This is a genomic window from Mesorhizobium sp. M1182, from assembly GCF_040318335.1.
Taxonomy (GTDB): Bacteria; Pseudomonadota; Alphaproteobacteria; order Rhizobiales; family Rhizobiaceae; genus Mesorhizobium.
The window spans coordinates 23,800-36,759 of the sequence record NZ_JAMYMD010000018.1 but is presented as its reverse complement, the minus strand read 5'-3'; the positions used below and the strand labels follow the sequence as shown (position 1 = coordinate 36,759).

Below are 12,960 nucleotides of genomic sequence, written 5' to 3'. Positions count from 1 at the left end.
ACAGTGGAGGAAATACATGCGACGGCAATTCTTGACATCAACAACTGCGCTTGTCCTATTGCTCGGGGCAAGCAATGCCTATGCCGGAATGGACGAGGCCAAGGCCTTCCTCGATAAGGAAATCGGGCCCCTTTCGACGCTTTCGCGCGCCGACCAGGAAGCCGAGATGCAATGGTTCATCGATGCCGCGAAACCTTTCGCCGGCATGGATATCAAGGTGGTTTCCGAAACCATCGCCACGCATCAGTATGAATCGCAGGTGCTGGCGCCGGCCTTTACGGCCATCACCGGCATCAAGGTTACGCATGACGTCATCCAGGAAGGCGACGTCGTCGAGAAGATCCAGACCCAGATGCAGACCGGCCAGAACCTCTATGACGGCTGGGTCAACGATTCCGATCTGATCGGCACGCACTGGCGCTACCAGCAGGTGCGCAACCTGACCGACTGGATGGCAGGCGACGGCAAGGATGTCACCAACCCGAATCTCGACCTGAAGGATTTCATCGGCACTTCGTTCACCACCGCGCCCGACAAGAAACTCTACCAACTTCCCGACCAGCAGTTCGCCAACCTCTACTGGTTCCGTTACGACTGGTTCAACGACGAGAAGAACAAGGCGGACTTCAAGGCCAAATACGGCTACGACCTCGGCGTGCCGGTGAACTGGTCGGCCTATGAGGACATTGCAGCGTTCTTCACCGGGCGTGAGATCGACGGCAAGAAGGTCTACGGCCATATGGACTATGGCAAGAAGGACCCCTCGCTCGGCTGGCGGTTCACCGACGCCTGGCTGTCGATGGCCGGCAATGGCGACAAGGGCATTCCGAACGGTCTGCCCGTCGACGAATGGGGCATCAAGGTCGACGAGAATTCGCGTCCGGTCGGTTCCTGCACGGCGCGCGGCGGCGACACCAATGGTCCGGCTTCTGTCTATGCCATCCAGAAGTACCTCGATTGGCTGAAGGCCTATGCACCGGCGGAAGCCCAAGGCATGACCTTCTCCGAATCGGGGCCAGTTCCGGCGCAGGGCGCGGTTGCCCAGCAGATCTTCTGGTACACCGCCTTCACCGCCAGCATGGTCGACGCCAGCGCCAAGGCGGTGCTGAACGACGACGGCACGCCGAAGTGGCGCATGGCGCCGTCGCCGCATGGCGTCTACTGGAAGGACGGCATGAAGCTTGGCTATCAGGACGTCGGTTCCTGGACGCTGATGAAGTCGACGCCGACCGACCGCGCCAAAGCCGCCTGGCTCTACGCGCAGTTCGTCACCTCGAAGACGGTCGACGTGAAGAAGAGCCATGTCGGCCTGACCTTCATCCGCGAGAGCACGATCCACGACAAGAGCTTCACCGAACGTGCGCCAAAGCTCGGCGGCTTGATCGAGTTCTACCGCTCGCCGGCGCGCGTCCAGTGGTCGCCGACCGGCACCAACGTGCCGGACTATCCGAAGCTGGCACAGCTCTGGTGGCAGGCGATCGGCGATGCTTCGTCGGGTGCCAAGAGCGCGCAGGAAGCGATGGACTCGCTCTGCGGCGAGCAGGAAAAGGTGATGAGCCGCATCGAGAAGTCGGGCGTCCAGGGCGATATTGGCCCGAAGATGGCCGAAGAGCATGACCTCGCCTACTGGAATGCGGACGCGGTCAAGAAGGGCAATCTCGCTCCTCAGCTCAAGATCGAGAACGAGAAGGAAAAGCCGGTCACCATCAACTACGACGAGCTGGTGAAGAGCTGGCAGCAATAGGACCGTTTGATGCGGGCGTCCGCGCCCGCATCGCCATGCTCAGGGGAGGCGGCATGTTGCCGTCTCCCCTGTTTGCGTGAACGGCTCCGCGCCATCTGGCGTCGAGACATCGCAGCACCTTTGAACTCGCTTCGACGGGAGAGAGAATGACCGGATATATCCTTGCAATCGACCAGGGGACGACATCGAGCCGGGCGATCCTGTTCGACGACAAGATGAAGGTCGTCGGCAGCGGGCAAAAGGAATTCACCCAATATTATCCGGCCTCCGGCTGGGTCGAGCACGATCCCGAGGAGATATGGGCAAGCGTCGTGGAAACGGTGAAAGCCGCGCTGAAGACAGCCGGCCGCAACGCAGCGGAAGTCGCCGCGATCGGCATCACCAACCAGCGCGAAACCGTCGTCATCTGGGACAAGGAGACCGGCAAGCCGATCCACAACGCGATTGTCTGGCAGGACCGCCGCACCGCGCCGCTATGCCAGAAACTGAAGAAGCTGGGGCTGGAGAAGAAATTCACGAAAAAGACCGGCCTGCTGCTCGATCCCTATTTCTCCGGCACCAAGATCGCCTGGATGCTGGACAAGGTGAAGGGCGCCAGAAAACGCGCCGAGAAGGGCGAACTGCTGGCCGGCACCATCGATAGTTTCCTGATTTGGCGCCTGACTGGCGGCAAGGTCCACGCCACTGACGCCACCAATGCCTCGCGCACACTGGTCTACAACATCGAACAAAACGCCTGGGACGACGAGCTGCTGGCCATTTTCGGCATACCTGCAAGAATGCTGCCGCAGGTGAAAGATTGTGCCGATGATTTTGGAATCACCGACAAAAGCCTGTTTGGTGCACAGATTAGAATCCTCGGTGTGGCCGGCGACCAGCATGCGGCGGCGATCGGCCAGGCCTGTTTCGAGCCAGGCATGATGAAATCCACCTACGGCACCGGTTGCTTCGCGCTGCTCAACACCGGCAGCGATCTGGTTCGTTCGAAGAACCGGCTTTTGACCACCATCGCCTACAGGCTGAACGGCAGGACCACCTACGCTCTGGAAGGCTCGATCTTTATCGCGGGCGCCGCCGTGCAATGGCTGCGCGACGGAATCAAGGTAATCGGCAGGGCCGAGCATAGCGGCAAATTGGCAGAGGAAGCCGATCCGACGCAGAACGTCTATCTGGTGCCGGCTTTCGTCGGGCTCGGCGCGCCCCATTGGGATGCCGAAGCGCGCGGCGCCATCTTCGGGCTGACCCGCAATTCGGGGCCGGCGGAATTTGCCCGCGCGGCACTGGAATCAGTCGCGTTCCAAACGCGCGACCTGCTTGATGCCATGCGCAAGGACTGGAAGGGCGCGTCGGCCAAGACCGTCCTCAGGGTCGATGGCGGCATGGTGGCGTCAGACTGGACCATGCAGCGGCTGGCCGACATTCTCGATGCGCCGGTAGACCGGCCGACAATTCTCGAGACGACAGCACTCGGTGCGGCTTGGCTGGCCGGCTCGAAGGCGGGTGTCTGGCCGAAGGCCGCGGAATTCGCCAGGAGTTGGGCGCTCGAGCGCCGGTTCAAGCCGGACATGGATGCTTCGACACGTGCCGCCAAGCTGGCAGGTTGGCGCCACGCTGTGCGCAGGACGCTAAGTACGCAGGCAGGGATGCCACCGGATTCGCACTAATGAAAAACCCGCGCCGTTTCGGGCGCGGGCTTGCAGCCTCTAATCTGGGACTCAGTAAGGCGACCGGCACTGCCGGCGCGGACCGTAGTTGGGCTGGTAAGTGTTGTCAGAAGCGCGATAGCTCCGATAACGGTCATAGCACCACTGCACGTGGGCATCGCCACGATAGACACGATTCTGGTTGACGATCGCGCCGGTAATCAGCGCTCCAGTAGCAAACGCAGCCAGCGGGAACCAGAAATCGCCGTGACGGCGATAGCCGCGACGATATTCGCGATAGCCGCGATGGCCACGCCAGTACATGCCGTCGTCACGCGAAAAATTGCGACGGAAATCGCGACGCGAGAAATCGCGATTGAAATTCCGGTGCCTCCGCCACGGCTCGTACTGGACGGTCTGGACATTCGAGGTGAGCCCCTCGGCAGGGGGCGCATAGCTGGGCTGAGCGTTGACTGGCACGATCTCCGCGGCAGCGAATGAGATCGAAAGAGTGGTCGCCAGCAGGCCCGACATGATCCTATTCATGGTCTTCTCCTTGAAACGCATGTCCCTTATCGCGGGAAACGGGCAGGCTGCGCAAATTGTTCCGCCAAAAATCCCAAGTTGCTGATCCGCAAAGGTTCTTCCGATTTGCTGCTTGCCTTTGTCGGCATAGAGGGCGAGCTTCGGCCTTGCGCGAGAGGGAGGCAGTTCCGTCAACGCCGAAGCGCTTCGCCAGGCATGATGACGCGGCAGGAAAGTCCGGTTTGGGAGCCGTCTTTTTCCGGTTGACCGGCAGAGGCACTCTCCCTATGTTCCGCGCAATTTCGAGGGCGGCCTTTCTGAGCCCGCGGGAGCGCGTAGCTCAGCCGGTAGAGCAACTGACTTTTAATCAGTAGGTCATGGGTTCGAATCCCATCGCGCTCACCACAATCAAGATGTACGGCCCGGAGACATGGGTAACAGTTTGTACCTAAGACATGGGTGACAACCTCGTGCCGAACGCATCCAGTGGCTTTAGCCGCCCGCCCCATCGTCCATCATCGTGCCGGTGAGTGCCTCATAGGCTCTGCTGCACAGCTGTGAATTCGGACAATCCTTCACGATAGGCACTGGCACCACGGTGAGAACTGCTGCGGCAAGGATTTGCGGGCACAGACCGACGGCGCTTACCTTTCTGCCGAACACGCCGGCCAGGAAAAAGTAGAGACCCTGGGCCATGCAGGCTGCCGTCAGAATGCCCAAAAGCGTGCTGGTTGCTCTTGCGAAGGGCGTTATGTAGCCGTCGGGAAAACCCAGCATGCCGAGATCCATCGACCATTTCAGCGCCAGCATGACGCTCAACGCTGCCCAAACGAGGGCCGTCGTACGAGTGAACAGCGTCTGCTTTGGCTTCTCACCTAGATCAGTCATGGAATCACGTCGGAATTGCGTGCCGGGACATGCGCAAGCTCTCGGTCAAATCAGCGAGACATTACCGCCGGCATGGCGCTCGAGCCGTCCGGCTAGGTCGAACTCCAGCAGCACCATGAACACTTGGGCGGGATGCAGGCCGGTGTGGCGGATGATCTCGTCTACCGCCACTGGCGTCGGGCCGAGCGCCTCGACGACGCGGTCGCGGTCGTCCTCGCGCGGCGGCGGCGTTGCCGAAAAGTCGGGCGGCTCCTCAAGCGGCGATGTCCTTGGGGCCCAGGCGCCGACCAGCGGGGCGATCGCACTGGTGATATCGGCGGCCTCGGTGACAAGGGTTGCGCCGTCCTTGAGCAGGCCATTGGCGCCGGCAGCGCGCGGATCGAGCGGCGAACCGGGAACGGCAAAGACCAGCCGGCCCATCTCGCCGGCAGGCGGGCGCTGATCAGCGAGCCGGAGCGCTGTGCGGCCTCGACCACCACCAATCCCAATGCAGCACCGGCGACGAGCCGGTTGCGGCGCGGAAAATCCTGTGCGCGCGGCTGCCACCCAAACGGCATTTCGGAGACGATGGCGCCGCCGCGCTCGGCAATCTCGTCGCACAGGCCGGCATTTTCGGGCGGGTAGGGCAAATCGAGGCCGCCGGCGAGCACGCCGATTGTGCCAGTCGCAAGGCTGCCATGGTGCGCGGCCGTATCGATGCCGCGCGCCAGGCCGGAGACGATGCCATAGCCGTCGCGGCCGAGATCCGCCGCCAGCATCCGCGCCATCTTGATGCCGGCCAGCGATGCGTTGCGAGCGCCGACGATGGCGACCGCTGGCAAGCGGAACACCGCGCTATTGCCCCTGACCGCGAGCAGCGGCGGCGGATGATCCATGCTTTTCATCAGCGGCGGATAATCCGCTTCGCCGATGCCGACGAAGCGGGCGCCAGCCCGCCGGGCGGTCTCCAGCTCCGCCTCGGTCTCGGCAATGGACGGGATGCGGACGATTTTTTTGGCGCCACCCGAAATCATCAGCTCGGGCAGCATCGATAGCGCTGCTTCGGCCGAACCGAACCGGTTGATCAGGTCGCGAAAGGAAGCCGGGCCGACATTCGGCGTGCGGATCAGACGAAGCCAGCTCAGCCGCTGCCGGTCGCTGAGGCGCGGCCCGGCGTCGGGCTCGCTCACTCCTTGGCCCCGATCTTACCCTCGGTGCCGGCAAGCAGCCGCGCAATGTTGGCGCGGTGCTTTACGATGACGATTAGGCTCATCGCCGCGAAAAGCCCGGCAATCTGCGGCGTGCTCAGGAAATACAGCGCCATGGGCACCACGACTGCTGCCGTCAGTGCCGCAAGCGAGGAGAAGCGGAACAGGAAGGCCACCGCCAGCCAGACGACGGCGAAGATCAGCGCCGCCTGCCAGGCAAGGCCGATCAGCACGCCAAGGTAAGTGGCGACACCCTTGCCCCCCTTGAAGCCGAGCCAGACCGGAAAGAGATGACCTAAAAACGCGCCGAAGCCGGCCCAAAGTCCGAACTCGGGCGCAAAGCGGCCTGCGATCAGCACCGCCGCGGTGCCTTTAAGGGCGTCGAGCAGAAGCGTGGCCGCGGCCAAGCTCTTGTTGCCGGTGCGCAGCACATTGGTGGCGCCGATGTTGCCGGAGCCGATGTTGCGCACGTCGCCGAGGCCGGCGGCACGGGTGATCAGCAGGCCAAACGGGATCGAGCCGAGAAGATAGCCGAACACCAATGCCAAGACGGGACTGTAAGCCATTGTTTCCCCGAACTTTCCTTGGCTGAGCGGATTTTAAGCCGTGACACCTGTTTTCGTCCTAGGCCGAAAACACTGTGCGGCCCGCCACCATCGTTTGCAAGACCTTGCCTTGCAGTCGTGCGCCTTCGAAACAGGTGTTTTTCGAGCGTGAGCGGATGCCGCTCTCGCTGACGACCCATGGCTCGTCCAGATCGACGAGCGAAAGGTCGGCCAATGCCCCCGGTTTCAGCGTGCCGCCGGGCAGGCCGAACAATCTTGCCGGCGCGGTCGACAGTGTCTCGACCAGCCGGAGCAGCGTCACGTCGCCATTGTGATAGAGCCGCAGCGCTGCGCCTAGCAGCGTTTCCAGGCCGATGGCGCCGGCCGCGGCATCGGCAAAGGGAAGGCGCTTGGTGTCGACGTCCTGCGGGTCGTGCGAGGAGACGATGAGATCGATGGTGCCGTCCTTGATCGCTTCGATCATCGCCAGCCGGTCTTCCTCGGCGCGCAGCGGCGGCGTCAGCCGGAAGAAGGTGCGGTACTCGCCGACATCATTCTCGTTGAGCGACAGATTGTGGATCGACACGCCTGATGTGACATTGGCGCCATCGGCTTTCGCGCGTGCTACCGCGCTTGCGGCCATAGCCGTCGAAATCTTGGCAGCGTGATAGGCGCCGCCGGTCAGGCGAGCCAACGCGAGATCGCGCTCCAAGGGGATCGATTCGGCTTCGCGCGGAATGCCGGCAAGGCCAAGCCAGCTTGCGTAAAGGCCTTCGTTCATCACGCCGGCCGAAGCGAGGTCGGCGTCTTGGGTTTCATGCGCGATGACGCCACCGAAATCGCGCGCATAGGTCAGCGCGCGGCGCATCACCAGCGCGCTGGCAATAGAATGCCGGCCATCGGTGAAGGCGACCGCGCCGGCCTCGCGCAGCAGGCCGAATTCGGTCATCTCGCGGCCTTCCAGCCCCTTGGTGATCGCTGCTGCCGGCAAGATGTTGACGATTGCGGTGTCCTTGGCGGTGCGCAGCACGAACTCGACCAGTGCGACATTGTCGATCACCGGGTCGGTATCGGGCATCATGACGATTGAGGTGACGCCGCCGGCCGCCGCAGCGATGCTCGCCGAAGCAATGGTCTCCCGGTGTTCGCCGCCGGGCTCGCCGATGAAGACGCGCGCGTCGATCAATCCGGGGATGATAGTCTTGCCGGCGCAGTCGATGATGGTGGCGCCGTCGGGCGCGCCCTGGTTCAAGGCCGCCTTGCCGGCGGCAACGATTTTGCGGCCTTCAACGATGACGGTGCCGACCTCATCGATGCCGCGCGACGGGTCGACGATGTGGGCCCGGCGGAAGACCGTAATGCTCATTAGGCGCGGCCCTCGTGATTTCGACGGGGGTCGAGCAGCGCTTCCATAACCGCCATGCGCACGGCGACGCCCATCTCAACCTGTTCCTGGATAACGCTTTGCGGGCCGTCGGCGATCTCGGAGGCGATCTCGACGCCGCGGTTCATCGGGCCGGGATGCATGACCAGCGCACCGTCCTTGGCCGCCTTCAGCTTCTCCGCGTCGAGGCCGAAATAGCGGAAATATTCGCGCACCGACGGTACGAAAGCGCCTTCCATGCGTTCGCGCTGTAGGCGCAGCATCATTACCACGTCGGCGTCCTTCAGACCCTCGGCCATGGAACGTGTGACGATGACGCCCATCCTCTCGATGCCGGCGGGCAAAAGCGTCGAAGGGGCGACGACCCTGACCTGGGCACCAAGCGCGTTGAGCAGGATGATGTTGGAGCGGGCCACGCGCGAATGCAGGATGTCGCCGCAGATCGCCACGATCAGCTTCGAGAGCGGACCCTTGACACGGCGGATGGTCAGTGCGTCGAGCAGCGCCTGGGTAGGGTGCTCATGGGCGCCGTCGCCGGCATTGACCACCGAACAGCCGACTTTTTGGGCAAGAAGTGCTGCCGCGCCGGCCGATTGATGGCGGATGATCAATATGTCGGGACGCATGGCATTCAGCGTCATCGCCGTATCGATCAGCGTCTCGCCCTTTTTCACCGACGAACTCGCTACGGACATGTTCATGACGTCGGCGCCGAGCCGTTTGCCGGCCAGCTCGAATGACGATTGGGTACGGGTCGAGGCTTCGTAGAAGAGATTGATTTGAGTGCGGCCGCGCAGCGTCGATGTCTTCTTGTCCGACTGCCGCGAGATGGCAACGGCCCTGTCCGCCCGGTCGAGCAGAAGCTCGATGTCGGCAGGGGAAAGGTCGCGGATGCCCAGAAGATGGCGGTGGGGATAAAGTGGCAGGGACGATGCGTCGGTCATCTCAAGTCGCTGCTATAGGGGGGAGGCTCCGCGGCTGCAAGCACCGGCTTGGGATTGGATTGGTTCTCCCCGGTATTTTCGTCGCGCGCCGCTGGCCATAGGCTATAAACCGCCTTGGCTTTGGATTCGCAGCCTTCAGGTGATAAGGACGAAGCGTGACCGACGACGTGACCAACCAGCCGCCGCCGCTGGCCGGCGGCAACGCCTGGCGGGGCGATCCGTTGCTGATCCAGCTTGCCGAGCGCTTTTCCGATCCGGTGCGCAAGGACCTCGACGGGCTTGGCCGGTTCGTTCTGACCCATGAGGCGCAGGAACTGGCCCGTCTTGCCAATGTCGAGATGCCGAAGCTCAGGACCCATGACCGCCAGGGCCGGCGCATCGACCAGGTCGAGTTCCATCCCGCCTATCACGCGCTCATGCGCCGCTCTGTTGCCAACGGGCTGCATTCGTCGGTCTGGGAGAATGGCGACGCCGAGATCGGCCGGCGCCACCAGGTGCGCGCTGCACGCTTTTACCTCACGGCTGAGCTCGAGACCGGACATCTCTGCCCGATCACCATGACCAGCGCTTCGCTGGCAGCGCTGATGGCCAGCCCGAAGCTGTTTCGCGAATGGGCGCCTCGGGTGACGACGCGCAAATACGATCAAAGCCAGAAGCCTCCGGTCGAAAAAGCCGGGCTGACGCTCGGCATGGGCATGACCGAGAAGCAAGGCGGCACCGATGTCCGTGCCAACGTCACCAGGGCCGAGCGCGCCGGCAGCGGGTTTTATCGCCTGACCGGCCACAAATGGTTCATGTCGGCGCCGATGTCGGATGCCTTCCTGGTGCTCGGACAGGTGCCGGAGGGACTGTCGTGCTTTCTCGTTCCCCGCCTGCTCGGCGACGGATCCGGCAACGGCTTCCGTTTTCAACGGCTGAAGGACAAGCTCGGCAACCGATCCAATGCCTCGTCGGAGGTGGAATTCGTCAATGCCATCGGCGAGATGGTCGGCGAGCCCGGCGCGGGCGTGAAGACGATCATGGACATGGTGACCCTGACGCGGCTCGACTGTGCCGTCGCCTCATCGGCGATCATGCGGGCCGGACTGGCCGAGGCCGTCCACCACACGCGCCACCGCAAGGTGTTCGGAACCAATCTGGTCGAGCAGCCGCTGATGCAGCGGGTGCTGGCCGATATGGCGCTCGACGTTGCCGCCGCTACTGCGCTGTCGTTCCGGCTGGCGCGCTCCTTCGACGAGGCGGCCGGCGACCGCGGCGAGGCGGCCTTCGCGCGCGCCATGACGCCGGTCGTCAAATACTGGGTCTGCAAGATTGCGCCGCCGCTGCTCTATGAAGCGATGGAGTGCCTCGGCGGCAATGGCTATGTCGAGGAGGGGCCGCTCGCCCGCTACTATCGCGAAGCTCCGGTCAACGCGATATGGGAGGGATCCGGCAACGTCATGGCGCTCGACGTGCTACGTGTGCTGGGGCGTGCACCCGGCCTGTTCGATGACGTGCTGGCCGGCATCGACCGCGATCTCGGCGCCGGCGGACGCGGCACCGTCGGCGTGCTCAAAGCGGCAATGCAGGTCGCTGCAACCGACGAGGGCTCGGCGCGGCTCTTGACCGAGCAATTGGCATTGTCGGCGGCGGCGGCAGAGCTTCGCAGGTTGGGGGCAGGGCGGATCGCCGACGCCTTCGTCGAAACGCGCCTCGCCGGCCAGTGGCGCAATACCTATGGCATGATCGATTCCCGCCATGATGCGCGCATGATCATCGATACGCTCTACCCGCCGATCAACTAAGGGCCGTCGCCCAATTCGCTGCCGCTCTCGCGACCCTGTGGATGGCCGTTAACCTTAACGAATGGTTTCCATTGCGGCGGCCGGTGGCAAAGCCCAGTGTTATGGTTAAGGCAAGGATTGTTCAGCTTGAGCGGCTTTGCCCTGCGAAGCAGGAGCGTCATGCGGCATATTCTGAGCTCTTTTCTGGCATTGCATTGGGCGGCCGTTTTCGCCCTGCTGGCGTTCATTTGCATCGACGGGAATCGAGGCGTGGCGACGGCCCTTGGCGTACTGGGCGTTCCCGTCCAGAACACTCGATTTGCCGATCTCGAAAACGCCGTCGTCGTGGCGCCGCTCGTCGTGGCGCCGCTCGCCGTGGCACTGCTTGTCGTCGCGGTGCTGTTCTGCTGGGCCTTCGTTGAAGCACTGACCAGCGACACGACCAACCCGGATCCCGCCGACAGCGTCATGCGAATCGCCTTCATTTCCGCCTTAGGCGTGCTGTCGCTGATCGTCATCGGCGGCGCCGCGCAAGGCATCAATGGGCTGTTCATGATTGTCGCGGTGCAATTGGCGGCACTTCTGGCGTCCTATGTCGCGGTGCTCGCGGAGCGGCGGTCGACCGTTGCCGCGGCAGCTCCAGGGACCGGCGAAATCCGAGCGGCCGCGCATGTCATGGCCAAGGCAGCGGCGCATAATTCCTCGCTTGCCCGCATTTCCGGCCGGCTGGATTCGAGGGATGACCGCTGATGCGCACCTTGTTCGCGCTGTGGGCGGCTCCGCTCCTCTTGTTTTGGGGCTGGTTCTTTCTGTCGCTCAACGACATCAATTTCGGCTATGTCATGCTGAGCCGCCAATTACACGATCTCGTCTTCCAGCTCTATGGACAGATGCTGGGCGTCGATCCGGCGCTCATTCCGGGCATGGTGGCGAAAGCTTGCGTATTCGACGGCGTGCTGCTGGTGGCGTTCTGGGCATTTCGCCGCCGCAAGACGATTGGTGGCTGGATCACGGCGATGCGCAACCGCTATTTCGACCAGGCATCGACGCCGAGCGCCTGAAGCCGGTCGAGAACGCCCTGGAGGATGAAAGCGGCCGCCGCTGAATCGATCTTGCCGGCGCGTTTCTTGCGGGAAAAATCCATCTCGATCAGTGTTCGCTCGGCCGCCACCGTCGACAGCCTTTCGTCCCAAAAGACGAACGGCAGATCGGTCAATCCAGCCATGTTGCGGACGAAAGCGCGGGATTTTTGGGCGCGCGGGCCTTCCGAGCCGTCCATGTTGATGGGAAGGCCGATTGCCACGGCGCCGGCATTCTCCTTCTGCAACAGGGCGAGCAGCACTGCGGCATCGAGCGAGAATTTCCTGCGCATGATGACGGGGCGCGGGTGCGCGAACGACAAGCCGCGGTCCGAAACCGCCACGCCGATCGTTTTGTCGCCAAGGTCGAGACCGGCCAGGGTCTTGCCGCCGCCCAGCCGGGCCGGCAACTCCTCGATGGTGATGATGCCCAACGGCTTTTCCTTTGACCGCGACGCCGCACGTCCTATACGCGCAAAGCGTGCGCGGCACTTTAATTTCGCCGTCGGCGTTCTATCCTCTACCGAAGCAAAAATCGAGGAAAGCATTGATGAAACTGACCTGGTACGGACATTCGGCATTCAGAATCGAAATCGAAGGCGCGAAAATCCTCATCGACCCCTATCTGGTCGGCAATCCGTCATGGGCGGGCGGCTGGGAAGGGCCGGCCGAAGGGATCACGCACGTGTTGCTCACCCATGGCCACAGTGACCACATCAGCGGCGCCGTCGAAGCGCTCAAGAAGAGCGGCGCGATGCTGGTCGCCAATTTCGAGATTTGCATGTACCTGGTCGGCAAGGGTGTCGGTGACAAGCAGATCAATCCCGGCAATATCGGCGGCACCGTCGATTGCGGCGGCTTCACCACCACCTTCGTTCAGGCTCTGCATTCATCGTCCTTTCCGGGCGAGGGTGGCCAGAATACCTATCTCGGCAATCCGGGCGGGCTCGTCCTGCACTTCCCCGAGGATAAGACGCTCTACCATATGGGCGACACCGACATTTTTTCCGACATGGCGCTGATCAACGAGTTGCACGAACCGAAGATCGGCATCGTGCCGATCGGCGACCGTTTCACCATGGGCGGCGCGGTGGCAGCGCTTGCCTGCCAGCGTTTCTTCAAGTTTGAGACGGTCGTTCCCGCCCACTTCGGCACATTTCCGATGATCGACCAGACCGCCGACAAATTCGTGGCCGGGCTGGATGGATCGGGTGTGAAAGTTGCGTTGCCGAAGATCGGCGAGACGATTACGCTGTAA

Annotated in this window: 12 protein-coding genes, 1 tRNA gene and 1 pseudogene; 7 read left to right on the top strand and 7 right to left on the bottom strand. The window is 62.9% G+C overall.

All coding sequences use genetic code 11. The features are described 5' to 3' along the window. Nucleotides 1-16: 16 nt before the first annotated feature. Together NKH33_RS20530 and glpK are read left to right on the top strand one after the other, a co-directional pair. The gene (locus NKH33_RS20530; protein ID WP_352540584.1) at nt 17-1,744 is read left to right on the top strand and encodes an ABC transporter substrate-binding protein; all 1,728 of its coding nucleotides are present in this window, start codon (nt 17-19) and stop codon (nt 1,742-1,744) included. 146 nt (nt 1,745-1,890) lie between these two features. Then, on the top strand, nt 1,891-3,408 hold the full coding sequence (gene glpK / locus NKH33_RS20525) for a glycerol kinase GlpK (RefSeq protein ID WP_352613760.1): 1,518 nt from the start codon (nt 1,891-1,893) through the stop codon (nt 3,406-3,408). Nucleotides 3,409-3,459: 51 nt separating this feature from the next. On the opposite strand, the gene NKH33_RS20520 is transcribed toward glpK, so the two are convergent. Beyond that, complete coding sequence (locus NKH33_RS20520) at nt 3,460-3,933, bottom strand: BA14K family protein (RefSeq protein WP_352540674.1); 474 nt, start codon at nt 3,931-3,933, stop codon at nt 3,460-3,462. Nucleotides 3,934-4,241: 308 nt separating this feature from the next. Here NKH33_RS20520 and NKH33_RS20515 point away from each other — a divergent pair. Beyond that, nucleotides 4,242-4,317, top strand: a tRNA-Lys gene (locus tag NKH33_RS20515). An 87-nt stretch (nt 4,318-4,404) separates the two neighbouring features. Here NKH33_RS20515 and NKH33_RS20510 read toward each other — a convergent pair. From NKH33_RS20510 to NKH33_RS20490, 5 genes and pseudogenes are all read right to left on the bottom strand, one after another. Beyond that, on the bottom strand, nt 4,405-4,800 hold the full coding sequence (locus NKH33_RS20510; RefSeq protein WP_352540582.1) for a hypothetical protein: 396 nt from the start codon (nt 4,798-4,800) through the stop codon (nt 4,405-4,407). A 45-nt stretch (nt 4,801-4,845) separates the two neighbouring features. Next, nucleotides 4,846-5,969, bottom strand: a pseudogene (gene dprA / locus NKH33_RS20505) (DNA-processing protein DprA). After that, the gene (plsY, locus tag NKH33_RS20500; RefSeq protein WP_352682860.1) at nt 5,966-6,553 is read right to left on the bottom strand and encodes a glycerol-3-phosphate 1-O-acyltransferase PlsY; all 588 of its coding nucleotides are present in this window, start codon (nt 6,551-6,553) and stop codon (nt 5,966-5,968) included. Before plsY ends, dprA begins: the two are co-directional and overlap by 4 nt. A 58-nt stretch (nt 6,554-6,611) precedes the next feature. Further along, entirely contained in the window at nt 6,612-7,898 is a 1,287-nt protein-coding gene (locus NKH33_RS20495) for a dihydroorotase (protein WP_352540579.1), read from the bottom strand. Further along, entirely contained in the window at nt 7,898-8,860 is a 963-nt protein-coding gene (locus NKH33_RS20490) for an aspartate carbamoyltransferase catalytic subunit (RefSeq protein ID WP_352502370.1), read from the bottom strand. Before NKH33_RS20490 ends, NKH33_RS20495 begins: the two co-directional genes overlap by 1 nt. 155 nt (nt 8,861-9,015) lie before the next feature. On the opposite strand from NKH33_RS20490, the gene NKH33_RS20485 reads away from it, so the two are divergent. The 3 genes from NKH33_RS20485 to NKH33_RS20475 all read left to right on the top strand — a co-directional run bounded on the left by NKH33_RS20485 (nt 9,016) and on the right by NKH33_RS20475 (nt 11,684). Then, on the top strand, nt 9,016-10,644 hold the full coding sequence (locus tag NKH33_RS20485; protein WP_352471675.1) for a DNA alkylation response protein: 1,629 nt from the start codon (nt 9,016-9,018) through the stop codon (nt 10,642-10,644). Nucleotides 10,645-10,803: 159 nt separating this feature from the next. Next, nucleotides 10,804-11,373 (top strand): hypothetical protein, encoded by a 570-nt coding sequence (locus NKH33_RS20480; protein ID WP_352921201.1) that lies wholly within the window; start codon nt 10,804-10,806, stop codon nt 11,371-11,373. Then, complete coding sequence (locus tag NKH33_RS20475) at nt 11,373-11,684, top strand: DUF6105 family protein (RefSeq protein WP_352471672.1); 312 nt, start codon at nt 11,373-11,375, stop codon at nt 11,682-11,684. Before NKH33_RS20480 ends, NKH33_RS20475 begins: the two co-directional genes overlap by 1 nt. On the opposite strand, the gene ruvX is transcribed toward NKH33_RS20475, so the two are convergent. Further along, complete coding sequence (ruvX, locus tag NKH33_RS20470; protein WP_352471671.1) at nt 11,651-12,136, bottom strand: Holliday junction resolvase RuvX; 486 nt, start codon at nt 12,134-12,136, stop codon at nt 11,651-11,653. The two genes, NKH33_RS20475 and ruvX, sit on opposite strands and share 34 nt — an antisense overlap. A gap of 116 nt (nt 12,137-12,252) precedes the next feature. On the opposite strand from ruvX, the gene NKH33_RS20465 reads away from it, so the two are divergent. Continuing rightward, a complete protein-coding gene (locus NKH33_RS20465) occupies nt 12,253-12,960 on the top strand; it encodes a metal-dependent hydrolase (RefSeq protein WP_352816514.1) in 708 nt (235 codons plus the stop codon).